The following is a 23,225-nucleotide window of genomic DNA, read 5'->3' on the forward strand; positions in this document are numbered from 1 at the left end:
CATGCGGGTCATCGCGACGGCCGGGCATGTCGACCACGGCAAAAGCACACTGATCCACGCGCTGACCGGCACCCACCCCGACCGGCTGGCGGAGGAGCGGCGCCGTGGCCTGACCATCGACCTGGGCTTCGCATGGACGGATCTGCCATCGGGCGAACGGCTGGCGTTCGTCGACGTCCCGGGACACGAGAGGTTCGTGCCCACCATGCTGGCCGGCGTGGGACCCGTGCCCGCGGTGTTGTTCGTCGTCGCCGCCGACGAGGGCTGGAAGCCCCAGTCCGCCGAACACCTCGCCGCCGTGGACGCCCTCGGCGTACGGCACGGACTGCTCGTCATCACCCGCTGCGACATGGCCGACCCCGGTCCGGCCACGGTGCAGGCACGGGACCGGATCCGGTCCAGCACTCTCGGCAGCGTCGAGGCCGCGGCCGTCAGCGCCCGCACCGGCGCGGGAATCGCCGAGCTGCGCGCCGCCCTCGACCGGCTGGTCGCGCGGCTTCCGGACGGGGACGCCGAATCCCCGGTGCGGCTGTGGATCGACCGGTCCTTCACCGTGCGCGGCAGCGGGCTGGTGGTCACCGGCACCCTCGGGGCGGGGCGGATCCGCAGGGGCGACGTCCTGGTGACCGCACGCTCCGGCAGCCCCGTGCGCGTCAGAGGGCTGCAGGCCCTCGGCGAGGAGACCACCCTGGTGCGGGCCACCGCCCGCGTCGCCGTCAACCTCCGAGGCCTTGACAAGGAGTCGACGGGCCGTGGTGACGCCCTCCTCACACCCGACAGTTTCCTCCCCTGCCTGAGTTGCGACGTGCGCGTACACGGCGGAACACCTGCCGCAGAACTGCCCCGCACCGCTGTCGCTCACATCGGCTCGGCGGCGGTGCCCGTGCGCGTACGGCCGCTCGGTCCGGACATCGTCCGCCTGACCCTGCCGGAACCACTGCCGCTGCGCATCGGCGACCGCGCGGTGCTGCGCCATCCCGGCCTGCGACGGGTGCTCGCCGGTCTTACGGTGCTCGACCCCCAGCCACCGGAACTGCGGCGCCGCGGCGCGGCGGCACGGCGGGCCGCCGAGCTGGTCGACGCCCACGGCGCACCGGCCGAGGCCGCCGAGCTGGGGCGCCGACTTCTGGTCAGGCGGGGGCAGTTGACCGCGATGGGGGTGGCAGTCCACACCGCGCCTGTCGTGGGGGACTGGCTCGCCGACCCTGCACACTGGACCACCCTGCGCGCCCGGCTGGCCGAACTGGTGGCGGCGTACCTCTCCGAGCGGCCCACCGAGGACGGCATACCGGTGGAGGCCGCCCGACATCGTCTGGGGCTGCCGGCGGTCTCCCTCGTTGAGGCACTGGTCACGCCGCCCCTGCGGATGAGCCGCGGGCGCGTGACCGCCGGGCCCACGGCACAGCCTGCCCCTGTGGCGGACGCGGTACGCCGGCTCACCGCTGAACTCGACGGGCGGCCCTTCGCCGCCCCCAACGCCCAGCGGCTCCTGGAACTCGGCTTCGGCCGCCGTGAGCTCGCCGCGGCGGTGCGCCACGGAGCGGTACTGCGGCTCGCGGAGCACGTGGTGCTGCTGCCGGACGCGCTCCGACTGGCGGCCGACCGGCTGAGCGAACTCGACCAACCGTTCACCGTGGGAACGGCGAGTCGCGCCCTGGACACCAGCCGACGCGTCACCGTTCCCCTGCTGGAGCACTGTGACGGTCAGGGCATCACCCAGGTGCTTCCTGACAAGCGCCGCCGGTGCACGCACCAGAGGCGGTCGGCGTGACGGCAGGGTGCAGCCGCTACCCCATGTCGTCAGCCTTGGGGTTCGGCGCCGCGGTATGTCGAGCACATGCCGATGAGCCCGCCGTTCCTGGTAAGGGCGAAGTTGTAGGCATCGTCGCGGTCCCATGGCATCGTCGCGGTCCCACTTCGCGTCGGGGCGGTGGCTGGGACTGCTTGTACTCCTTGGTCATTCCGGCCGACGCCTTTAAGACCGTGTCCTATGTGGTGAGTCGAGCGAGTCGTTTGTAGTAGCAGAGCGTGGCGGCGAGTCCGAGGAAGGCCAGGTAGTTGCGGGGGTGGCGTTCGTATCGGTGGTTGAGGCGGCGGTAGCCGGTGAGCCAGGAGCGAGGCTGTCGTGGGTGTTCGCCGCTGAGAGGCCGACGAGGAGGGGCAGTCCGTTCGCGTCCGACAGGACGTGCATCTTGGAGCCCGGCTTGCCTCGGTCCACGGGGCTCGGACCTGTGAGTTCGCCCCCTCTTGGCCCGCACGCGAGCGGAGTCGAGCGCGGACCGGGAGAGGTCGAGCAGGCCGGCGTCGTCCAAGCGGTGCAAGATCTCCTCGTGGAGCCGTCCCCAGACACTGGCTCTTGACCAGATCAGGAACCTGCGGTGGGCTGTCGACTTCGATATCCCGAAGCACGGTGGCAGGGCCCGCCAGGCGCATCCACTGACCAGGACGTAGATGATCGCGGCGAACAGCGTCTCATCAGGCGTGTCCTGCGTCCCGCCGCCCTGCGGCCGCACCTTCGACGGCGGGATCAGCGGTTCGGCGATCTCCCACAGCCCGTCCGGAACAATCCAACTCCACGTACCCCGCCCCATGACCGACCCAACGAGCCAAACCCACATAGGACACGGTCTAAGTGCGCAGGGGCGCGCCCATGGGTGCGGTTGGTTCCAGCACGGCTCAACAGGCTCTGTTTCGCGCCGGTGCACACGGAGTCATGCGCGTGCGTACACGCGCCGCTCCGGGGACTCCGCACGCCCTACCGGTGCGCGCGGGCAATGGAAATGATGAGCACACCGCACATGAACCAGGTGATCCGCAGTTCCCCGTCCCCCGGCCGGGCGGACTCGCGGCGGAAGGAGTTCACGGTGTTGCTTCTCATCTCCCCGGACGGCGTCGAGGAAGCGCTCGCCTGCGCGAAGGCGGCGGAGCACCTCGACATCGTCGACGTCAAGAAGCCCGATGAGGGCTCTCTCGGCGCCAACTTCCCTTGGGTCATCCGGGAGATCCGCGACGCGGTACCGGCGGACAAACCGGTTTCCGCCACCGTGGGCGACGTGCCGTACAAGCCGGGCACCGTGGCGCAGGCCGCGCTCGGAGCGGCCGTCTCCGGCGCCACGTACATCAAGGTGGGCCTGTACGGATGCACGACTCCCGAGCAGGGCGTCGAGGTCATGCAGGCGGTTGTCAGGGCGGTGAAGGAACACCGACCGGACGCGCTCGTCGTCGCCTCGGGCTACGCCGACGCCCACCGCGTCGGCTGCGTCAATCCGCTCGCCCTGCCCGACATCGCAGCCCGCGCCGGTGCCGACGCGGCGATGCTGGACACCGCGATCAAGGACGGGACGCGGCTGTTCGACCACGTTCCGCCGGAAGTCTGCGCTGAGTTCGTCCGCCGCGCCCACGCGTCCGGTCTGCTCGCCGCCCTCGCGGGCAGCGTCAAGCAGGCCGACCTCGGTCCGCTGACCCGTATCGGCACGGACATCGTGGGCGTGCGGGGAGCGGTCTGCTCGGGCGGTGACCGCAATGCCGGACGGATCCAGCCGCACCTCGTGGCCGCCTTCCGGGCGGAGATGGACCGGCAGGCCGGGGAGTACGCCGCCGACGTTCCGGCCCTGAACTGACCACCGGGATGCCGACACCGGATGCCGGCCGTGCCCCCGGACACCGACACCGTGCCCCACACCTCACTGTCATCGACCCGGCCACCGGGGAGACCTTCGACGAGACCCCCGACCAGCAGCCGGACGAGCTGGACGGCGCGATCGACCGGGCGCGGCGCGCCTGGACCGGATGGCGCGCCGACCCGGCCGCCCGCACCACTGGGCTGAACGCCGCCGCCGACGCCGTGGAGGCTGCCGGAGACGACCTCGCTCCGCTGCTCACCCGGGAACAGGGCAAGCCCCTGGCCGAGTCGTACGCCGAGGTCGCCCGTACGGCGGCCCGGCTGCGGTACTACGCCGATCTGGCTCCCCGCACCCGCCGGATCGACGACGGCCGACCCGTACACAGCGAGATCCGCTGGCGCCCTCTCGGACCCGTTGCCGCGGTCGTGCCGTGGAACTTCCCCCTCCAGCTCGCGTCGGCGAAGTTCGCGCCCGCACTCGCGGCCGGCAACACCGTGGTCCTCAAACCGTCCCCGTACACCCCCCTCGCCACCCGGCTGCTCGGTGACGTTCTCGCCACAGCCCTGCCCGAGGACGTCTTGACCGTCGTCACCGGCCGGGAACCCCTCGGTGCCCACCTCGTCTCCCACCCGGGTATCCGCCACGTCACCTTCACCGGCTCGGTGCCGACCGGGCGGGCCGTCGCCGCAGCTGCGGCGGCATCCCTCGCCCGTGTCACCCTGGAACTGGGCGGCAACGACGCGGCCGTCCTCCTGGACGACGTCGATGTGGACCGGATCGCGGACCGGCTGTTCTGGGCCGCCTTCCGCAACTGCGGGCAGGTCTGCATGGCGGTCAAACGCGTCTACGCACCGGCCCGGCTCCACGCCGAGGTGGTCGAGGCCCTCGCCCACCGCGCGAAGTCCGTCGTCGTCGGACCCGGCCTGGACCCGGCCACCCGGCTCGGGCCGGTCAACAACGCCTCCCAGCTGGCCCGGGTCGAGCGGGTCACGCAACGGGCCCTGGAGGCCGGAGCCCGGGCGGCGACCGGCGGTCACCGGCTCGACGGACCGGGCTACTTCTTCGCTCCCACGATCCTCACGGACGTCCCTCCCGACGACCCGGTGGTGACCGAGGAACAGTTCGGACCGGTCCTGCCGGTGCTGCCGTACCGAAATCTCGACGAAGCCGTCGAAGCGGCCAACGGCACCGGCTTCGGGCTGGGCGGCTCCGTGTGGGGTACCGATCTCGACCGGGCGGCGGCGACAGCCGACCGGCTCGAATGCGGCACGGCCTGGATCAACCACCACGCCGAACTCTCCCTCGCCCAGCCCTTCGCAGGCGTCAAGGACAGCGGGGTCGGTGTCGCGGGTGGACCGTGGGGTCTCTACGCCAACCTCCGTCCGTTCGTCGTGCACCGGCCGCAGGAGGAAGAGCGATGAGGTTCCGAGCCGCGGTACTGCGCTCGTACGAGACCCCGTTCGCGATCGAGGAAGTCGTCCTGAGGACCGGCCCGGCCGCCGGTGAGATCCTCGTCGAGATCGCGGGATGCGGAATGTGTCGGACCGATCTCGCGGTCCGGCGATCAGCCGGCCGCACCCCGCTGCCGGCGGTCCTCGGCCACGAGGGTGCCGGAGTCGTGGTGGCGTCGGGCGATGGCCCGGACAGCGCGATCGGCGTCGGTGACCACGTCGTGCTGAGCTTCGATTCCTGCGGAGGCTGCCGGAACTGCCGCGGCGCCGCCCCCGCCTACTGCGACTCCTTCGCCTCACTCAACCTCTTCGGGGGACGCGAGGAGGACGCCTCCCGGCTCACCGACACCGCCGGAGGAGCGCTGGCTTTCCGGTGGTTCGGCCAGTCCTCCTTCGCCGAATACGCCCTCGTCCCGGCGCGCAACGCCGTCCGGGTCGACCCCGCCCTGCCGCTCGAACTGCTAGGTCCGCTCGGCTGCGGCGCCCTCACCGGCGCCGGAGCCGTGCTGAACACCTTCCGGGCCGGTCCTGGTGACACCCTCGTCGTACTCGGCGCGGGAGCGGTGGGGCTGGCCGCGGTGATGGCGGCCGGCGCCGCCGGCGTACGGACCGTGGCCGTCGACCGGCATCCGGGGCGTCTGGACCTGGCCGAGCGGTTCGGAGCGGTCCCGCTGCCTGCCGTGACGGCCGGACTGGCCGAGCGCATCCGACGGCACACCGACGGCGGCGCGCAGTACGCCTTGGACACCACGGCCTCCGCCCCGCTTATCAACGACGCGATCCGCGCGCTGCGCCCCACCGGCACCCTTGGCCTCGTGGCACGCCTTCACACCGCCCTGCCGCTCGAACCGGGCACGCTCGACGGGGGCCGCAGCATCCGGCACATCTGCGAGGGGGACGCCGTACCCGAACTGCTGATACCCCGGCTGATCGGTCTGTGGCAGGACGGCCGCTTCCCCTTCGACCAACTGATCCGCACTTACCCATTGGCCGACATCAACAAGGCCGAACGCGACTGTGACGCCGGACGCGTGATCAAGCCCGTCCTGCTGCCGGAAAGAAGAGACCGATGAGTGAAACGTCCACCACCGGAGACCCTCGCCATCCCACCAGCGACCCTTCCACGTTCTTCGCTCTCACAGAAGGGGAGACGACCACAACGGCGACGCGGCGGACCGGCGCGGAAGGCGTGGACGCGGGCGTGGGACTGACCGCTCTCCTGGTCGCCGCCGCGCGGGCGATCGAGACCCACCGCCACGACAGCCTGGCCCGGGACGTCTACGCGGAGCACTTCGTGCGCGCTGCCCCCGCGTGCACGGACTGGCCGGTGAGCATCCAACAGGTCCCGGACGGGGACGACAACCCGTTGTGGGGGAGGTTCGCCCGCTACTTCGGTCTGCGGACCAGAGTCCTCGACGAATTCCTCCACCGGTCGGTCGGTACGGGCGTCCGCCAAGTGGTCCTGCTGGGTGCGGGATTGGACACGCGCGCCTTCCGGCTGGACCTGCCGGCCGACTGCGTCGTCTTCGAGATCGACAGGGAGGGCGTGCTGGCCTTCAAGCAACAGGTGCTTACGGACCTGTCGGCCGCACCGAAGACGAAGCGGGTCCCGGTACCGGTCGACCTGCGCGCCGACTGGGTCACCGCGCTGACCTCTGTCGGCTTCGACCCGGCCGCCCCGAGCGTCTGGCTGGCCGAAGGACTGCTCTTCTACCTGCCGGGCCCCGCCGAGACGTACCTCATCGACACGGTGGACCGGCTCACCACCGGGGGCAGCGCCCTGGCATTCGAGGCCAAGCTGGAGAAGGACCTGCTGGCGTACCGCGACAGCCCGATCTACACGGCGACGCGGGAACAGATCGGCATCGATCTGCTCGACCTCTTCGACAGGGGGCCGCGCCCCGACTCCGCGGGTCATCTGGCGGCCAAGGGGTGGTCCACCTCGATGCACACGCCTTTCGACTTCACCCGCCTGCTGGGACGTGGTCCCCTTCCCGAGCCGAACGACGCGTTGGAGGGGAACCGGTGGGTCTTCGCGCACAAGCCCGGCCCTGACGTCAGCTCAGGATGACGTCCGCACGGGCCGGGCACCGCCGTGACCGCACGGGGGCCGGCGCCCGCGCGCGTGGGGGCGAGCCGGGGCGTGCTGACCGGCGGCGTTCCGGGACGGCTCGCGCCGCCACGGAACGCCCAGGTCCGGGCCGTGTCAGACGGCCCGGGCAGTCACCAGCTGGTCAGCCGGAATTCCGCCCATGTCCGGCGCGTAATAGTCCTCGATGCCCCTGGCCCACGTGGTCACGGTGATGCGGTCCTCGGCGTCCGGGCCGAAGGCGTCGAACAGCGCGTGGATGTTCGCCTCCGCGAAGCCGATCGCCGTCATCAGCGATACGAAGAGCGGGCGCTCGATCAGGCCGTCCCCGTCAGGGTCGCCGAGTACAGCGAGTGCCTCGGCGAACTCGGCGATCGTGGGGCCGAAGCGCTCGGGATCGAGCACGAACGGACGGAACTCGTCGACGGAGATCACACCGTCGCCGTTGGCGTCCAGCTCCGTGGCCAGCGTGGTCCAGTAACGACGGAACGCGGCCCGGATGGCCTTCTTGGCGTCGTCGTCCGATGCGACCGCCGCTTCCAGAACACGTCCCGTCATGAGGTCGAAGTCGTCGGAGTCGAGGACTCCGTTGCCGTTGGCGTCGAAGAGGGAGAAGATCAGCTCGACCCTCTTGGTGGCCTCAGTTCGCATGTCCGTCACCTGTCTCCTGCGGTCCGTCGATCCCCGGACTCGGCTCAATGAGTGCTCCTACGTAACCGCGCAGCGGGAGAGGCGTGACGGTGGGGAGACCGCCGCTACCAGAAGGAGTGAGTTCGCCGACAACCAGTTCGTACGGGCAGGCCCGGCCTGCGGGATCCGGGCGAGGTGCAATTCTGCGTGACACCCTGCCATCCCGAGAGGATGGCCACAGAAGACGGGCCCGGTGTGCGCAGCAACCGGATAGCCTGGGTTGCTTTAACGGAGTCTGGTGGACACCAACGTCGACAATGCGGTCCGGCAGGTGCGGTTGAGCTTTCTGGGCTGAGCGAGACCGCCCGGGGCGGCCGCGATTTCTCCGTAACCTGCGTGCTCGAATCGGAGAAGCGGGTGTCCACCCAGGAGCCGGTCCCCGGGCAGGGGTGCACCGTCAGCGTGAGCCGTGCCGGGGCGGCATGTGTGCCGTGGCCTCGGCGTCCTGCTGCGCCGGATCGGCTCCCGGACCGGCTTCGGTCGTGATCCAGGGAGGACCGGCGGACGGCTGGGGAAGGATGAAGCTGAGCAGGGGGCCGGTGAGCGCGGTGGTGGTCACCGCCATCACCACCATCAGCGAGTAGAGCCGGTTGTCCAGCGCGCCGATCTCCAGGCCCACACCGAGGACCACCAGCTCGGTGAGCCCACGGGTGTTCAGCAGGGCGCCGAGGGCCGCCGACCGGCGGCCGTCGAGACCGCCCATCCGTGCGCCGGCGTAGGCACCGAGAAACTTGCCGCCGATCGCCACGGCCATGATCGCGGCGAGTTCGCCGAGGTCCGACACGCTGAGCCGGGACAGGTCTACCTTGAGCCCGGACAGCACGAAGTACACGGGCAGAAGGAGCAGTCCGCACAGGGGCTCGATCCGGTCCAGTACACCGCCGTGCAGCTTTCCGGCCGTGCCGCGCGGCATCACGGCGCCGAACAGGAAGGCTCCGAAGATGTAGTGCATGCCCAGCCACTCCGTGCAGGCCGCCGAGAGCAGCAGCCCACCCAGGACCAGAGCCACGAAGTTCCGGCTCACCGCGGGCCCACCGGGTTCCGGCGGACCCAGCGCGCTCGCCCTGCGGAGCAGGGGACGTACGACGGTGACCATCAGCACGACATAGGGGATCAGCAGCGCCAGCCGCCACTGCATCTGCCCGCCGGTGGCGACGGCGACGACCACGGCGAGCAGCGCCCAGGCCATCAGGTCCGCGATCGCCGCGCAGGCCAGCGCGGTCGTCCCGAGCCTGGTCGCCGCGAGTCCGCGGTCGGCGATGATCCGGGCCAGTACGGGGAAGGCCGTCACGGCCATGGCCACCGCGAAGAACAGGACGAATCCGACTGGGTCGCCCTCGTGGTGCGAGGACATCAACGGCCAGGCCAGCGCGGCGCCGAGCCCGAGCGGCAGCAGTGTCGAGCACAGGGACGTCCAGAGCGTGGCCCGCCCCGTGCCGCGGAGCAGGCCGAGGTTCAGTTCCATGCCGACGAGGAACATGAAGAGCGCGACACCCACTGCGGCGAGCGCGCTGAGCAGGAACCGGATGTCGTCCGGGAAGAACAGCCCGGAGAGCTCCTCGCCCAGGAGGGTGGGTCCCAGCATCACACCGGCGAGGATCTCGCCGATGACCGCGGGCTGGCCGAATCGGCGGGCCAGGGCTCCCATCGCGCGAGCCAGACCGAGGATCAGCGCCATGTCGAGGAGGAGGTACACCGTCTGCGAAGCGGTCATGAGCGTCCACCCGAACCGGTCGGCCGGCGGTCGGTGCCCACCGGGAAGAGAGACGTGGTCGATCAATGGGGCGCGGCTTTTCGGAGAGGCGGACCTGCTGGGCGCGACGGGGTCCCCCGGGAGCGGAGCCGGGCTTCGGGTGGGTCGTGACCTCGCGTCACAGGATGGCCGCCGGGTGGGCACACGGATCCGGTCGGCCGGATCCGCCGCCGGGCGGCGCCGAGGCAGGTGCCGCCCTCGCGCGTCAGCGGGAGTTGCCGCTCTCCAGACGGAGGGCGAGCTCCAGCCAGGCCGCGGCGCAGGATCGGGCCAGCCGGCTTACGCTCACGGCGCAGTGGGCGGGCATCTGCTTCAGCGGAACCGGGAGTTCGGCCGGGATCACCGTGCTGGTGCCGAGCCAGCGCAGCAGCGACCTGCCGGACTCGGTGTAGCGCAGGGACGGGTCCTGGCGCAGCCGCTGGAGCACCTCCTGCACCTCCTCCCTGTCCTGGGCGACCGTACGGCCGGTGGCGCGCGGGGCCGGAGCGGGCGGGTCGGCCGGCGCGGCGGGTGCTGTCCCGAGTGCCCTCTCGCGCACGCTGTCGGGCAGCGGGTCCTTGCCCTGCCTGATCCGCTCCCGGACGTCGTGCGCCGTGCCGACCGAGATGCCCGCCTCACGGGCGATCTGACGCAGCGAGGCCTCCGGACGGAGGGCTATGACCTGGCTCGCCGCCAGTCGGCCGTCCGCGTTGTTCACCGGCCGGCGCCTGCCGTCCTGGCCGACCCGTACGTCGGATGCGGAACAGTCGACCATCTTCAGCCGCAGACCTGCCACCGTCTTGGTGGCGAGTCCGGCGATCGCTGCGATGGCTCGGTCGGACAATTGCGGATGCGTACGGAAAATGCGCTCCGCGGCCGCTCGCCGGTCAGCTCTCGTCAGGGGCATACCGTGCTGGACGTTGAGCCGGACGGAATGCAGGAAAGCCTGGTCGGAATCGCCTTCGTAGAACTGCACGCGAACGTGCCCGATTCCTTTGAGGCGCGCGGCCAGGAGCCGGTGCATTCCGTCGATGACCCGAAGTGAATTCCGGTCCACCAGCAGCGGTGGGAGACTCTCCAGAACATCGGCGAGTGCTCGGACATGGTCCTCGTCCAGGCCTGCCGTCCGGGGGGAGTCGGCGGGCAGGAGGACACTCGTGGGAACGAGTTCGACGGTGCCCGTCTGCGGAGTCTTCGCCTCCGGTGGAGCGGAGCGGGTCAACTCCAGTCGGCCGGTGGTGCCTTCTTCGAGCGGGGAGCTGCGCTGAGAGGACGCGGCGTACGCATTGAACATCTACGGTCCGTTCCGTCAGTCGTGTATCGGTGGGGGTTTCGATACTGGCAACCACAGGGCGCGCGCTGATCAGAAAAGGGAACACCAAAGGAAGCAATGGTGCTCGGTGACACGATAAGTGCCGTGCGGAGCCGGGGAAGTGAGACGAACGCCCAGTCTGATGGTGGGGGGATGAAGACAGGCGGTCGAAGCGGATCGAGAGTAACAAGGCTCACTAGGGGCTGCAACGGTGCCCTCAATAACGACGTCCGCGCGACGAGTTGGTAAGGTTTTCTGCCAGTACTCGGAGTGAGCTTCTTCGGAGTGGCCGCTGATCGCGTGACGGCCTCGGTGTCGCGAAGCGCGGGGCCCGGTGCCGTTGGGTGAGGCGCGCTCGTCCTCTCAACCTGACTGCCGGCGAGCTCTGTTGGCGGACCCCCTCCTGACGAAGCCGGTCCGCTCGACGCTCCGGCCGGTATGGGCCGCGATGCCGGTCGTCACCGGCGGACGGCCGGGCCGCCGTTGATCCCCGGGGGCGCTGTCGGGTCACGGTCCGCGCGCCCCGCACCACGCGCTCGCCCGACGCCGAGGACGCTGCCGAACCCGGCTTCGCCCGCCCGGAGTTCTGGTGGTCGTCCGCACAGGCCGCTGCGTGCCGTACCGCGAGGCGGTGATTGACGACGCCGTTCCTATCTCCCAGCGGCGGCGCCGAGAAGGGTCGGTCGCCGGTGCGGAAGTGAGGGAGCAGAGCCGCCCCTGGCTGTCCTCGGTCCGTTGATTCCGTTACTCTGCGCGAAACTTGGCATCCCGTGTCCCCTCCTCGGCTCTTCGCCCCGGCTGTCGTACCGGGCGGGCACCGACTCCGGCACACATGGCCGGTGGATCAACTGGGCGGGGCGGGTGATGCCGTCGGCCGGTCCGGTTCGGAAGAATGCCGTGTCCGTGGACGGCTGTTGTGAGCAACGGGGCCCCGCGCGGGCGGCTCCGCGGCACCGGCCTCGACCGGCGAGTACCCACTGACCTGCGCCGCAGAGCTGCCGCAGGCGAAGCGTTCTCACCTTCCGTTGGCGAACGGCTCCGGCCGGCGCGAGCATCGGCATCCGGACAGGCGTCAGGTGTGTGCGCCGGCCGATGCCGCCACATGGTGGCCGAGCCAGGAGAGCAGGGGAGCCAGCTCGTTCGCCGCTTCGATCACATGGTCGACGGTCGCACGGGTGAGCACGACGTCGTCCCCGGCGAGCGGTCGAGCGGCCAGCAGCGAGCGGTGCCGCAGCAGACAGGCGCGGGGATGGTCGGCGGGCAGGCCGTGTGGCATGCGTTTCATGAGGTCGCCGGTGACGTCGTATCCCCGGGTCCGCAGGGTCTCCACCAGCTCGGCCAGCCGGACGCCGCTGCCCGCTGCGGCGACCGCCGCCCGGTAGCGTGGGACCTGCCCCGGGTCCGGGTAGTGCCAGCCGGCCTTGAGGTGCAGGCCGTCGAGGTCGAAGCGGAGCCCGATCTCTACCTGGCGGGCGGTCCGGATCACCGCGCCCTGATGCCGCCACCACCAGGACTCCTGGCGGAAACCCCAGACGGAGAAGTCGTCGAGGGAGGGGACGGCGTCGGCCACGTCGTTCAGGAGCGCGATCATGGGCTGCCGCACGAGCAGTTCCCTCTCCTTGCGGAGCGCCTCGCGTACCTCGCGCGGGGGATCTCCCTCCAGGCGCAGCAGCACTTCAAACGCCCGTTCCGTCCATCCGTTGAAGGATCCGCTCATCCTGGGAGCCTAATGGCCGGCCCGCGGTGAGGCCGTCACCGGACCGTGTCCGGCCCGGGGCCGGCGGTCCGCCGGGTGATTTCCGCTCAAGGAAAGCGGTGCCTTGATGTTTACCCGGTGGCCGGGTAACCATTTGTCGGTGTGTTCCGGATGTCCGTCCCGGGTCCTGTTCGACTGAGGACATTCTCCGGTTGAACACCTTCTTTACATGAGCGGGACCTCGATTGTCCGATGTACCCGGCCGATACCGCGGAGACGGTCCGGGATTTCCTACCCGGGTACGTGAGGTATCCGCTGTTCCGCCCGCACACCGAGAATGACGGCTCGCGCCGTCACGGCGTGCCGAAGTACGGCCCGCTATCCGTTCGCAGGCGCCCAGGCACTGGAGGAACCGTGAGCGAGGATGTGTCGCACATGAGTCAGGACGAGCTCTATTTCGTCGTCCGCAACCATGAGGAGCAGTATTCGATCTGGCGCAGCGACAAGCCGGTGCCGGCGGGCTGGGAATCGGTGGAAGGGCCCGCCGGCAAGGAGAACTGCCTGAGCCGGATCGGAGAGCTCTGGACCGATATGCGCCCGGCGAGTCTGCGCGCCGCCATGGCTGCGGCCGAGAACGGGAATCCCTGAATTCCTTCATCTCACGGTGAGTATTTCCGGCATCGAATAGACGACAGCGGTCGGAGTTCTTCGCATGGAACAGACAAGTTCTTCGCACAAGCCGAGCGCCGTGCGGGACACCGGCGCGTTCGTGCACTCCCTGGTGCGCGAGAGCGCACTGGCCCGACCGGACGCGGTCGCCCTGACGGATGGCGCCGGTTCACGGGTGACCTACCGGGAACTCCTCGAGAGGTGGGAAAGCCTCGCCGCCGCGCTGCGGGAGTGGGGCGTGGGGCCTGAGGTCCCGGTGGCCGTCAGGCTGGAGCGATCGCCCGACCTCGTCGTCACGATGCTGGCGATCCTGGAGGCGGGCGGCGTCTACGCGCCGATCGACGACTCCTGCCCGCCCGAGCGGTTCGCCGCGATCCTCGAGGACCTCGGCGCGCCGGTGCTGCTCACCGACCGGGAGACACCCACGGAGGTGAGCCGCCGGATCAGCCGGATCGCGCACCCGCGTGACCTGGCGGGCCCGGCGCCGACCGGAGATCCGAAGCCCGCGGCGGCCCTGAACCCGGACAATCTGGCGTACGTCATGAGCACGTCGGGATCCACCGGGCGGCCCAAGGGCGTGGCCATGACGCACCGGGGGCTGAACCGTCTGATCCGCTGGCAGGCGGCCGACGGTCCGGCGGGCCTGTCGACAGTGAGTTTCACCTCGACCGGCTTCGACGTCACCTTCCAGGAGGTGCTCGGCACGCTCGGCACGGGCGGACATCTGTGCCTGGTGTCCGAGGAGGCCAGGCGCGACCCCGGACAACTCCTCGCCGTCCTTGAGAAGGAGGGCATCGAGCGGGTCTTCCTCCCGTACGTGGCGCTCAGCCAACTGGCCCAGGCCGCACGGCGTACGGGCCGGGTGCCCAGTTCGCTCAGGCAGGTGGTGACCGCCGGGGAAAGGCTGGTGATCACGGACGCGATCGCCGAGTTCTTCGGCGCGCTGCCGCACTGCCGCCTCGACAACCACTACGGCCCCACCGAGACCCACCTGGTCACCAGCCTCACCCTGGATGAGGACCGCAGGACCTGGCCACGGACGCCGCCGATCGGGCGGAACGTCGACGAGGCCGACGTCTACCTGCTCGGTTCCGACCTCACCCCGGTCGCACCGGGCGAGCCCGGTGAGATCCACGTCGGGGGCGCGGCCCTCGCACGCGGCTACCTGAACGCGGCCGCCCAGACCGCCGACCGATTCCTGCCGGACCCCTTCAGCCCCGAACCCGGCGCCCGGATGTACCGCACCGGTGACCTCGCGCAGCTGGACAGCGGCGGCCTGCTGCACTTCCTCGGCCGGGCCGACGACCAGATGAAGGTCCGCGGCTACCGGATCGAACCCGCCGAGGTGGAACTCGCCCTGTCCCGCTGCCCGGGTGTACGGGAGGCGGCGGTCGGGGTGCGCACGCTCGCCGACGGGATCAGCGCGCTGGTCGCCTATGTGGTGGCGGAGGAGGGAGCACCGCCGTCGGTCTCCCGGCTCTCCGCCTCGCTGAAGCAGTCGCTGCCCGGATACATGGTGCCGGCGCGGTTCGCCTTCATCGACGCCATGCCGCTGAGCTCCACGGGCAAGGCGGACCGCGCGAAGCTGGCCGAGGTGCTGCTGCCCGGGTCCGCGGACCCGGGTGAGACGGAGCCGGACGGTGACACGATCGCCGACGCGGTGGCCGCCGTATGGCAACGAGTCCTCGGCCACGACGAGTTCGAGCGCGACGAGGACTTCTTCGACGTCGGTGGCGACTCGCTGCTCGCCGCCTGGGTGGTCACCGAACTCAGCCAACTGGCCGGCCGGGAGGTCGAGCTCTCGGTGATCCTGCGGAACACCACCGTCGAGGAGCTCGCCGAGTTCCTGGCGATCGAGCCCGCGACCTCACCGGCGCGCAGGCCGGCGTCCGAACTCATCACGCTCAAGCCCGGATCCGCGGGCAACGTGCTCTACCTCTTCCACCCGCTCGGCGGTGAACTGCTCACCTACCGGGAGCTGGCCCGGCGCATGGAGTCACCGGTGCGGGTGCTCGGCGTCCGCTGGGCGGCGGGGCCGGCCGAGCCGGGCCATGAGCCCTCCCTCGCGGAGATGGCCCGCGCCCACTGCGAGCAGCTGCGGGTCGTACAGCCCGAGGGGCCGTACCTGCTGGCCGGTTGGTCCTTCGGTGGGGTGCTCGCGCTCGAAGTGGCCACGCTGTTGCGGGAGTCGGGCCAGGACGTGGCCTTCCTCGGCCTGATCGACGCCAACCCGGTGCTCGACCCGCTGAGCGGGGTCGCACCGGCCGACACGCCGTACGAGGCGCTGCTCGGCCAGGTGCTCGATGAAGTCGACCGGCGCGCCGCGGACGGAGAGGACTCGGTCGACATCGCGGAGTTCTCCTCCGACCGGGACTGGGTCGGGCTGATGGGCGGAGCTCCCGCTGCCGGCGTCAAGGCCGTTCACCTGCGCCGCAGCCTGGCGATGGCCCGCCAGAGCATGGGAGCGCTGGCGGCGCACACCGCACGTCCGTACGCGGGCGACGCGGACCTGTTCCAGGCCGGGGCCACCGGGCCCGGGACGCGCGCTCGGCTGGAGGCCGGGCTGCGTGGAGTCGTCGGCGGCACCGTGCGCGTGCACGAGGTGCCGGGCGATCACACCGGCATCCTCGCCGCGCCGCACGTCACCGTGCTCGCCGAGGCGATCGACACGGTTCTGGAAAACATCGGGAAGGAGAACGACAGCGATGGATCTTGAGGCAGAACGCCGCCAGTTCGACGAAAAGGGCTTCATGGGGCCCTTCAAACTGTGGGACCCCGACGTCATGACGGCGTGGTGGAAGGAGCAGCGAGCCTATCTGCTCGACCCCGCGAACAAGAGCCGGGCCGTCTTCGACAACCCGGTCAACTACGACCGGCACCTGGACGTTCCCGGCCTCAGGACGCTGATCAGCGAACCCGCCATCGTGGAACGGATGCAGAGTGTCATCGGACCCGATGTGCTGTGCTGGCGCACCGAGTTCTTCCCCAAGAACCCCGGCGACTCCGGAACCGGCTGGCACCAGGTCGAGACCTACGCCATCGGCGAGGCCGAGAAGGGGATGCTGGAGCCCGGTGTGCGCACCGAGGGAGTTCCCATGGAACTCACCGCCTGGGTGGCGTTCACCGAGGCGACCAAGGAGAACGGCTGCCTGAAGATGATTCCGGGCAGCCACCGCTCCTGGAAGTACGACGAGACCGCGCCGATCACCTGGAACGGAACCGGGAAGGACAACACCTTCTTCGGCTACGACTACGGGGAACTGCGGACGGACAAGGACTGGGACCCCGACCAGGAGGAGGCCGTCCACCACGAGATGGCCCCCGGCGAGGTGGTGCTCTTCACAGCGCGCTGCATCCACGGTTCCAACCCCAACAGCAGCCGCCGGCAGCGGATGGGCTTCTCGGTCCGGGTGGTCCCGCCCACGGTCCGGGTCTACGGCGGCATGACCGAGTTCGACGAATTCGGCCACCACTTCGATCTGTCCCGGCACGGCTGCGTCCTCCTCTCGGGGCAGGACGACCAAGGCCTCAACACCATGAGGACGACCAACGCCTGGGACGAACCGTTCACCACGCGTCCGAGGAGTGCCTGATGGTCGACACACAGCTGGCCGGACGAGTCGAGATGGATTCCGCGGCGGTCGCCGAGGATCTCGCGCGGGCGGCCACCTTCCGCTTCTCCGAGGCCTACAGCGACTACCTCTGCGGAGGTCTCTGGAAGAGCCTGATGCTGTTCGCCACCGGCGGTGAGGGCGGCGACGGGCTGATCACCAACTACGACCACTCGCGGAAGTCATCGGTCACCGCCTTCGGCGAGCAACTGCCGTACCTGAGGCAGGTGGTGGAGCGCAACTTCCACCTGGAGAACCTGAACTTCGCGCGCATCGCCGAGATGACCAACAGCGTCACCATCCCGCACCGCGACCTGCTGGAGCTCGACGAGATCCCGGAGGGTGCGCGCAACGCCCACCGCATGCACATCCCGCTGGACACCAACGAGGGCGCCCTGTTCACCGAGGACAACGTGGTGTACCGCATGGCCGTCGGCGACGTCTGGTTCTTCGATGCGTCGAAGGTGCACGGAGCGGCCGCCCTGACGCCCCGGAGCCGCACCCATCTGATCCTCGACTTCACGGACGCCGCCGCCGCGGCGGACGTCGTGAAGTTCCCGCTGGAGCCCACCGGCCGGATCCCGGAGGACCGGATCAGCAAGCGGCCCTCGGTGACGGACGACGAACTCGAGGCGCTGTACCGGCTGGGCGACGTCGTCGATCTCGAGAACTACCGCGACGTCTTCGGCCTTGTCATCAAGAAGCACTACCGCAGGGACGGCGGTGACGACTTCGTCTGGCGCACGCTGACGGAGATCGGACGCCGGTGTCCCGACGCCGAGGTGCGCTCGAAGATCCAGGAGGAACAGCGCTTCTTCCTGATGGAACGTTCCGCGTAGACCCCCCCCGACGGAGGCTCATCATGACGACCGAAAGCACTGTCACCTCCTTGGCCGGCCGGCTGGCCGACAACGGGGTGCACGCGCGCTTCGCCGACCACGACTTCTTCAAGCAGGTCCACTCCACGACGCTGACCCACGAGCAGGTGGAGACCTACCTGGGCCAGTGGTGGCACCCGCTGCACTACTTCACGACCTTCCTGGCACGCTGCGTATCGGTGCTGCCCGACATCGAGTCCAAGAGCGCCATCACCCGCATCCTCAGCCAGGAGGCCGGAGCAGGCTCGGCCCGCGGCGCCCACGAGGTGATCTACGCACGCAGCATGGAGAAGGCCGGCTACGACCGGGAGAAGGTCACCGGATCCGCGCCCTTCCCGGAGACCGCCGACCTGATCGCCTGCTACGAGCGGCTCTCCGGCGAGCGGTTCGGTGCCCTCGGCGGCATTTTCGCGACCGAGGTGACGGACCTGCTGATGGTGTCCAGCATCGGAGAGGCCGTCACCCGGGAGTCGGGCACCGCCCGGAACGCGTGGGTGGAGATCCATGTCGCCCAGGAGCCCGAGCACGTCGAGGAGGCCAACCACGCGCTGCTCGACGGTTTCTCCCCGGAGGACGAGCTGACCGTGCTGAAGGCGGCGGAGGAGATGTGGGACTGCTGGACGGCCTTCTTCGACCGCCTGAGCGTGGAGACGGGTGTGGCGGCTCCGTCGGACAGGCGCCGCGATGAGTGACGTGCGCGCGTCGTACCTGCGGTTCCCGGGGTGGACCCAGAACTTCTGGACCTGGGCGACGGGAGTGGCGCTGCCCCACCAGAAGCCCCTGATCCGGCACACCTGGGCGAGCTACACCGCGGTCACCCTGGTGACCTTCCTCGGCGGGCTCGCCCTGTCCTCGGCCGCCGTGTCGGCACGGTTCGACCTGTGGGGGCTCGCGCTGGTGGCGGGCTGGGTCCTGACGCTGCAGGGCGCCCGCACGATGATCCTGGTCATCGCGCACCAGGCCCTGCACCGCAAGTTCTCCGGGAACCAGGCGTGGGACCGGTTCTTCGGCGAACTGGTCACCGTGCTGAACATCTACAACACGTTCCAGGAGTTCAAGGAGGAGCACTTCGACAACCACCACCGGCGGTCGGTCTTCGCCACCGTGCAGGATCCGCCGGTGCAGTTCCTCTTCCGGTTCGGGTTCCTGCCGTCGATGACACGGGGCCGACTGTGGCGCAGGGCGCTCGTCGTCGTCGTCTCGCCGCGCTTCTACGCCGTCACCGTCGGCGGGCGGTTGCGTTCCAACCTGGTGACCGGAACCTGGCGGCGGGCCGGCTTCGTCCTCTGGACGGGGTTCTGGCTCTCCCTGCCCTTCTGGCTGCCGCACGGCACCTCGGTGCTGCTGCTCGCCTTCGTGCTGCCGGTGATCTTCTTCTCGCAGATCAGCGCGCTCCTCGACCGCCTCGGCGAACACGCGTGGCTGACCCCCGCCAACCCCGACTACGACAACCGCTTCTACACGGTGCCCGCGACCTCGGCCCGGTTCTGCGGCTCGCCGGTGCCCGGGCGGGGCCTGCCGCCCGGGCGGGCCTCGGCCGCGTGGGCCGGCTGGGTGCTGAGCACCCTCTTCTACCACCTGCCCAGCAGGCTCATGGTCATCGTGGGTGACCTGCCGAACCACGACTACCACCACCGCTATCCGACGACCGACTCCTGGACCACCGCGGCCTACGCGCGCCGGCGCGACATCGACAGCGGTGAACACGGGCCTCCGTACACCGAGGTGTGGGGCATGTTCCAGGCCGTGGACCGCATGTTCCGGACGATGAGCGAGGTGCCCCGTGATGGAGACCTGGTTGGTTGACGCCTTCGCCGACGCCGAGTTCCGGGGAAACCCGGCCGGCGTGGTGCTCTGCCCCGACGGTCTTCCCCCGGCCGGGCGGATGCAGGAGGCCGCCCGTTCGGCGGGGCTGCCGACCCTGGCCTTCCTGCATCCCCTGGCGGAGGGGCACTACCGGGTGCGGTGGTTCACACCGGGCAAGGAGCTCAACATCTGCGGTCACGCCACCGTGGCGAGCGCCTGCTACCTGCACGAGGTGGGCGGGGTGGACGACGGTCTCCCGCTGGTCTTCGAGACCGGGGCGGGACCGCTCTACACCCACCGCACAGGCGACGAGTTCGCCATCGACCTGCCGGTGATGCACACCGCGCCCGTAGCGCCGCCCCCCGGTCTCCAGGAGGCGCTCGGGGTGCAGCTGACGTCGTGCGAGCGGGCCGAGGACGACATCCTCGTCGAGGTCGGGTCGGTGGACGAGGTCGCCGGTCTGAAACCCGACTTCGAGGCGCTCGCGGCGATCGACTGCCGCGGGCACGTGGTGACGGCCCGCGGCGGGAAGGACGGCGTGGACTTCGTGTCCCGCACGTTCTTCCCGGCCCTCGGGGTCGACGAGGACCAGGTATGTGTGTCGGCGCACTGCAAGCTGGCGCCGTACTGGGCCCGGCGCCTCGGCAAGGAGACGATGTCGGCTCTGCAACTGTCCGAACGCGGCGGCCGCCTCTCGGTGGCCCTCGCCGGGGACCGGGTCCATGTGGCAGGCCCCGCGGTCGTCCGGAGGCGCCTGCTCGACCTGTGGTGAGCCCTGCCGGGTGTGCCGCCGGTGGATTCCGGCCCGCGATCCCGGACATCAGGCCGGAACCACTCGCCTCATGGCTCGGCCCGTTCACCGCCGCTTGTTGGCCGACCGCCTTTGTTGTTGACTTGCCCGGCCGGCGTGGAAGTCCCTTTTCCGTGCTGCGGAATTGTCCATCGACCATCAGAGCAAGGACGGTTCAGACGTTGAGTGTTGTCTCGCCGCCGCGTTTGGCAGACAGAATTCCCGCTGTGCTGCGGCAGAAGAATTTCCGCAATTTCTGGACCGCGCAGACCATCTCCTACATGGGGGACCAGGTCACCTCCGTTGTCCTGCCCCTGATCGCGGTGATGGCGCTCGACGCCTCGGTGGCGGACATGGGAATCCTCATGACGCTGCAGCAGCTGCCGCTGCTGCTGTTCTCCCTGCACGCCGGCGCGTGGGTGGACCGGCGCGGCCGGCGCCGGGCCACGATGATCGCCGCGAACCTGGCCAGCGCGGTCGCCGTGGCCACCGTCCCGCTCGCCTACTACACCGACTCGCTGACGCTCTTCCACCTGTACGCCGTCTCCTTCGTGATCGGCACCCTGGCGGTGGTGTTCAGCGTCGCCGTGCCCGGTCTCTTCGCCTCCCTGGTCCCTCGCGAGCAGTACCTGAGCGCCACCTCGCTGAGCAGGGCCAGCTACTCCTTCTCGTTCGTCGCCGGGCCCAGCGTCGGCGGCGTCGTCGTACAGATCTTCTCCGCGCCCTTCGCACTGCTCCTCGACGTCTTCTCCTTCCTCGTCGCCACGGTGATGCTGCGCAACATCTCGGCAGAGGAGCCCAAGAAGGAGAAGGAGACCGAGTCCCGGCGCGGCATCCGCGAGGCGCTGCGCTTCCTGGGCAGGACGGCCGTGCTGCGCGCCAAGTTCCTCTCCGGCACTGCCCTGAACTTCTTCTACACCGTCTACTCCACGCTGCTGATCCTCTTCGCCGCGCGTGACCTGGGCCTCTCCGCCGGCCTGGTGGGCGCCGTGGTCAGCGTCGGCGCGGTGGGCGCGCTGATCGGTTCCGCCCTCACCAGCAAGTTCTCCGCGCGCCTGGGACTCGGCACCACGTACCTCATCGGCTGTCTGATCTTTCCCGCCGCGCTCGTCATGACGCCGTTGGCGCACGGCCCCAAGTGGCTCGTCGTCACCATGCTGGTGATCGGTGAGTTCGTCTCCGCCCTCGGCCTGATGCTGTTCGACATCACCGGTGCCACGCTCCAGCAGGCGATCACCCCGGACCGGCTCAGGTCCCGGATGCAGGGCGCGCAGATGGCCATCAGCTACGGCATCCGGCCGGTCGGCGCGATGGCGGCCGGCGGCATGGGCACCCTGATCGGGGTCCGCCCCACCCTCTGGTTCGCGGTCGTCGGCGGCTTCCTGAGCGTGCTCTTCCTGTTCTGGTCCCCGCTCCGGCGCGTCCACGACCTGCCCGACGAGGCCGAATGACACAGCTGCCGGACCGCAGTCGCGGTCCGGCACCCCCGGCAGTCTCCCTGCGTCGCCCATGCCCGAACGAAGGAGTGCCTCGTGGTGGTTCAGCAGTTCGCGCTGACGGATCCGGGCCTCGCGCTGACGGACCCCGCCCTCTACGCGCACGGGGACCCGCACGCGGTCTGGGCCCGGCTGCGCCGCGAGTGCCCGGTCTCGTGGCACGACGAGCCGGGCCACGAGGGCTTCTGGGCGGTGACGACCTACCCGGAGGGGCTCGACGTCCTGACCGACTTCCAGCGCTTCAGCTCGACCCGGGGCACCTTCCTGCGCCCCAACCTCTCCGACCCGTTCCCCGGCGGCGGCCGGATGATGACCCTCACCGACCCGCCACGGCACGGGGTGCTGCGCGGGGTGCTGGCCCAGCTCTTCACACCGCGGGCCTCCCGCTCCATCGAGGAGCGGGCCAAGGCGGTCGCGCACCGGCTGATGGACTCGGTCACCGACGCGGGGCCCCGCGACTTCGTCAACGACGTGGCGGCCAGGTTCCCGCTGGCCGTGACCGCCGAACTGCTCGGCGTGGCGCCGGACGACGTGGACCGCATCGCCTCGTACACCAGCGCGGCCGCCGACAACATCGTGGACATCGACGGCAGCACGGCGCAGCAGGCCCACCTGGAGGTCCTGCAGTACTACGCCGAGGTCCTGGAGGAGCGCCGGACCAGGCCGGGTGACGACGTGGTCTCGGCCTTCGCCCGGGCCCAGGCCGACGGGCTGGACATCAGCGACGAGGAGATCATCCTCACCTGCGACAACCTGGTGGTGGCCGCGGGGGAGACGACCAGGCAGGTCACCGGCGCGGGTCTGCTCGCCCTGCTGGACGCCCCGGAGCAGGCCGAGGCGTTGCGCCGCGGGGAGATCAGCCGGCGGCGCGCGGTCGAGGAGATGCTCCGCTGGTCGGCGCCGGTGAACCACATCATGCGCACGGCACGCATCGACACGGAGGTCGCCGGGGTGCCCATTCGCGCGGGCCAGGCGGTCAGCGTCTGGCTTCCCTCGCTCAACCGGGACGAGAGCGTCTTCGAGCGGCCGATGGAGTTCCGGCTGGACCGCCACCCCAACCGGCACGCCAGCTTCGGAGGCGGCGGCCACTTCTGCATAGGAGCCCCGCTCGCCAGGCTGATGATCTCCGCGCTGCTCGACGAGCTCGTGGACGAGCGCACCGAGATCGCACTCGCCGGCCCACCCCGGAGGATTCCGTCCTACATCACCGGCGGCCTCGACCGGCTGCCCGTCACCGTCACGTCGCGCTGACGGAAATTCCCGTCGTGCCGGAAAAGTTTACGGATGAATCCGGCGCTTTGCCCGCCAGGAATTGCGGGACAGCCCTTGGGGCGGGATTGGAAGAACGCTGCTCTTTTCCGTGTTCAGGGGTGACTGTTTCC

Annotated in this window: 19 protein-coding genes and 1 pseudogene; 15 read left to right on the forward strand and 5 right to left on the reverse strand. The window is 70.2% G+C overall.

From position 1 onward, the window contains the following. Window position 1: 1 nt before the first annotated feature. Complete coding sequence (selB, locus tag OG959_RS34845) at window positions 2–1,771, forward strand: selenocysteine-specific translation elongation factor (RefSeq protein WP_326664916.1); 1,770 nt, start codon at window positions 2–4, stop codon at window positions 1,769–1,771. 217 nt (window positions 1,772–1,988) lie between these two features. On the opposite strand, the pseudogene OG959_RS34850 reads toward selB, so the two are convergent. Further along, window positions 1,989–2,591, reverse strand: a pseudogene (locus tag OG959_RS34850) (IS5 family transposase). Window positions 2,592–2,864: 273 nt separating this feature from the next. On the opposite strand from OG959_RS34850, the gene OG959_RS34855 reads away from it, so the two are divergent. From OG959_RS34855 to OG959_RS34870, 4 genes are read left to right on the forward strand one after another with little or no spacing between them, the layout of a single operon-like run. Further along, window positions 2,865–3,620 carry a (5-formylfuran-3-yl)methyl phosphate synthase gene (locus tag OG959_RS34855; RefSeq protein WP_326664918.1) on the forward strand — a complete coding sequence of 252 codons (756 nt, stop codon included), beginning with the start codon at window positions 2,865–2,867 and terminating at the stop codon, window positions 3,618–3,620. Window positions 3,621–3,628: 8 nt separating this feature from the next. Further along, a complete protein-coding gene (locus OG959_RS34860; protein WP_326664920.1) occupies window positions 3,629–5,044 on the forward strand; it encodes an aldehyde dehydrogenase family protein in 1,416 nt (471 codons plus the stop codon). Further along, entirely contained in the window at window positions 5,041–6,147 is a 1,107-nt protein-coding gene (locus OG959_RS34865; protein ID WP_326664922.1) for an NAD(P)-dependent alcohol dehydrogenase, read from the forward strand. Before OG959_RS34860 ends, OG959_RS34865 begins: the two co-directional genes overlap by 4 nt. Further along, entirely contained in the window at window positions 6,144–7,145 is a 1,002-nt protein-coding gene (locus OG959_RS34870; protein WP_326664924.1) for a class I SAM-dependent methyltransferase, read from the forward strand. The genes OG959_RS34865 and OG959_RS34870 overlap by 4 nt, the downstream gene beginning before the upstream one ends. A gap of 135 nt (window positions 7,146–7,280) precedes the next feature. Here OG959_RS34870 and OG959_RS34875 read toward each other — a convergent pair whose 3' ends face one another. The 3 genes from OG959_RS34875 to OG959_RS34885 form a co-directional block, all read right to left on the reverse strand. Further along, window positions 7,281–7,814: an EF-hand domain-containing protein gene (locus tag OG959_RS34875; protein ID WP_326664926.1), complete on the reverse strand. Its 534-nt coding sequence runs from the start codon at window positions 7,812–7,814 to the stop codon at window positions 7,281–7,283. Between the two features lie 436 nt (window positions 7,815–8,250). Then, a complete protein-coding gene (locus tag OG959_RS34880) occupies window positions 8,251–9,567 on the reverse strand; it encodes a cation:proton antiporter (RefSeq protein WP_326664927.1) in 1,317 nt (438 codons plus the stop codon). 244 nt (window positions 9,568–9,811) lie between these two features. Further along, on the reverse strand, window positions 9,812–10,429 hold the full coding sequence (locus OG959_RS34885) for a hypothetical protein (RefSeq protein ID WP_326664928.1): 618 nt from the start codon (window positions 10,427–10,429) through the stop codon (window positions 9,812–9,814). A 66-nt stretch (window positions 10,430–10,495) separates the two neighbouring features. Here OG959_RS34885 and OG959_RS34890 point away from each other — a divergent pair, with 66 nt between their 5' ends. Further along, window positions 10,496–10,630 carry a hypothetical protein gene (locus tag OG959_RS34890; protein WP_326664930.1) on the forward strand — a complete coding sequence of 45 codons (135 nt, stop codon included), beginning with the start codon at window positions 10,496–10,498 and terminating at the stop codon, window positions 10,628–10,630. Between the two features lie 1,339 nt (window positions 10,631–11,969). On the opposite strand, the gene OG959_RS34895 is transcribed toward OG959_RS34890, so the two are convergent. Next, on the reverse strand, window positions 11,970–12,614 hold the full coding sequence (locus OG959_RS34895; protein ID WP_326664932.1) for a DUF2461 family protein: 645 nt from the start codon (window positions 12,612–12,614) through the stop codon (window positions 11,970–11,972). Window positions 12,615–13,028: 414 nt separating this feature from the next. Here OG959_RS34895 and OG959_RS34900 point away from each other — a divergent pair, with 414 nt between their 5' ends. The 9 genes from OG959_RS34900 to OG959_RS34940 all read left to right on the forward strand — a co-directional run bounded on the left by OG959_RS34900 (window position 13,029) and on the right by OG959_RS34940 (window position 23,094). Beyond that, complete coding sequence (locus OG959_RS34900) at window positions 13,029–13,241, forward strand: MbtH family protein (RefSeq protein WP_326664934.1); 213 nt, start codon at window positions 13,029–13,031, stop codon at window positions 13,239–13,241. A 64-nt stretch (window positions 13,242–13,305) separates the two neighbouring features. Then, entirely contained in the window at window positions 13,306–15,978 is a 2,673-nt protein-coding gene (locus OG959_RS34905; protein WP_326664936.1) for a non-ribosomal peptide synthetase, read from the forward strand. Then, entirely contained in the window at window positions 15,968–16,855 is an 888-nt protein-coding gene (locus tag OG959_RS34910) for a chlorinating enzyme (RefSeq protein ID WP_326664938.1), read from the forward strand. The genes OG959_RS34905 and OG959_RS34910 overlap by 11 nt, the downstream gene beginning before the upstream one ends. Next, window positions 16,855–17,712, forward strand: coding sequence for an aspartyl/asparaginyl beta-hydroxylase domain-containing protein (locus OG959_RS34915; RefSeq protein WP_326664939.1), 858 nt, complete (start codon window positions 16,855–16,857; stop codon window positions 17,710–17,712). The genes OG959_RS34910 and OG959_RS34915 overlap by 1 nt, the downstream gene beginning before the upstream one ends. Window positions 17,713–17,735: 23 nt before the next feature. Then, complete coding sequence (locus tag OG959_RS34920; RefSeq protein ID WP_326664941.1) at window positions 17,736–18,443, forward strand: TenA family transcriptional regulator; 708 nt, start codon at window positions 17,736–17,738, stop codon at window positions 18,441–18,443. Then, on the forward strand, window positions 18,436–19,557 hold the full coding sequence (locus tag OG959_RS34925; RefSeq protein ID WP_326664943.1) for a fatty acid desaturase: 1,122 nt from the start codon (window positions 18,436–18,438) through the stop codon (window positions 19,555–19,557). Before OG959_RS34920 ends, OG959_RS34925 begins: the two co-directional genes overlap by 8 nt. Then, window positions 19,538–20,329, forward strand: a complete 792-nt coding sequence (locus OG959_RS34930) for a PhzF family phenazine biosynthesis protein (protein WP_326664945.1) — start codon at window positions 19,538–19,540, stop codon at window positions 20,327–20,329. Before OG959_RS34925 ends, OG959_RS34930 begins: the two co-directional genes overlap by 20 nt. A gap of 245 nt (window positions 20,330–20,574) precedes the next feature. Continuing rightward, window positions 20,575–21,798 (forward strand): MFS transporter, encoded by a 1,224-nt coding sequence (locus tag OG959_RS34935; protein ID WP_326664947.1) that lies wholly within the window; start codon window positions 20,575–20,577, stop codon window positions 21,796–21,798. Window positions 21,799–21,879: 81 nt separating this feature from the next. Beyond that, entirely contained in the window at window positions 21,880–23,094 is a 1,215-nt protein-coding gene (locus OG959_RS34940; RefSeq protein WP_326664949.1) for a cytochrome P450, read from the forward strand. Window positions 23,095–23,225: the final 131 nt, after the last annotated feature.

This window comes from Streptomyces sp. NBC_00385 (assembly GCF_035917155.1).
GTDB classification, from domain to species: domain Bacteria; phylum Actinomycetota; class Actinomycetes; order Streptomycetales; family Streptomycetaceae; genus Streptomyces; species Streptomyces poriferorum.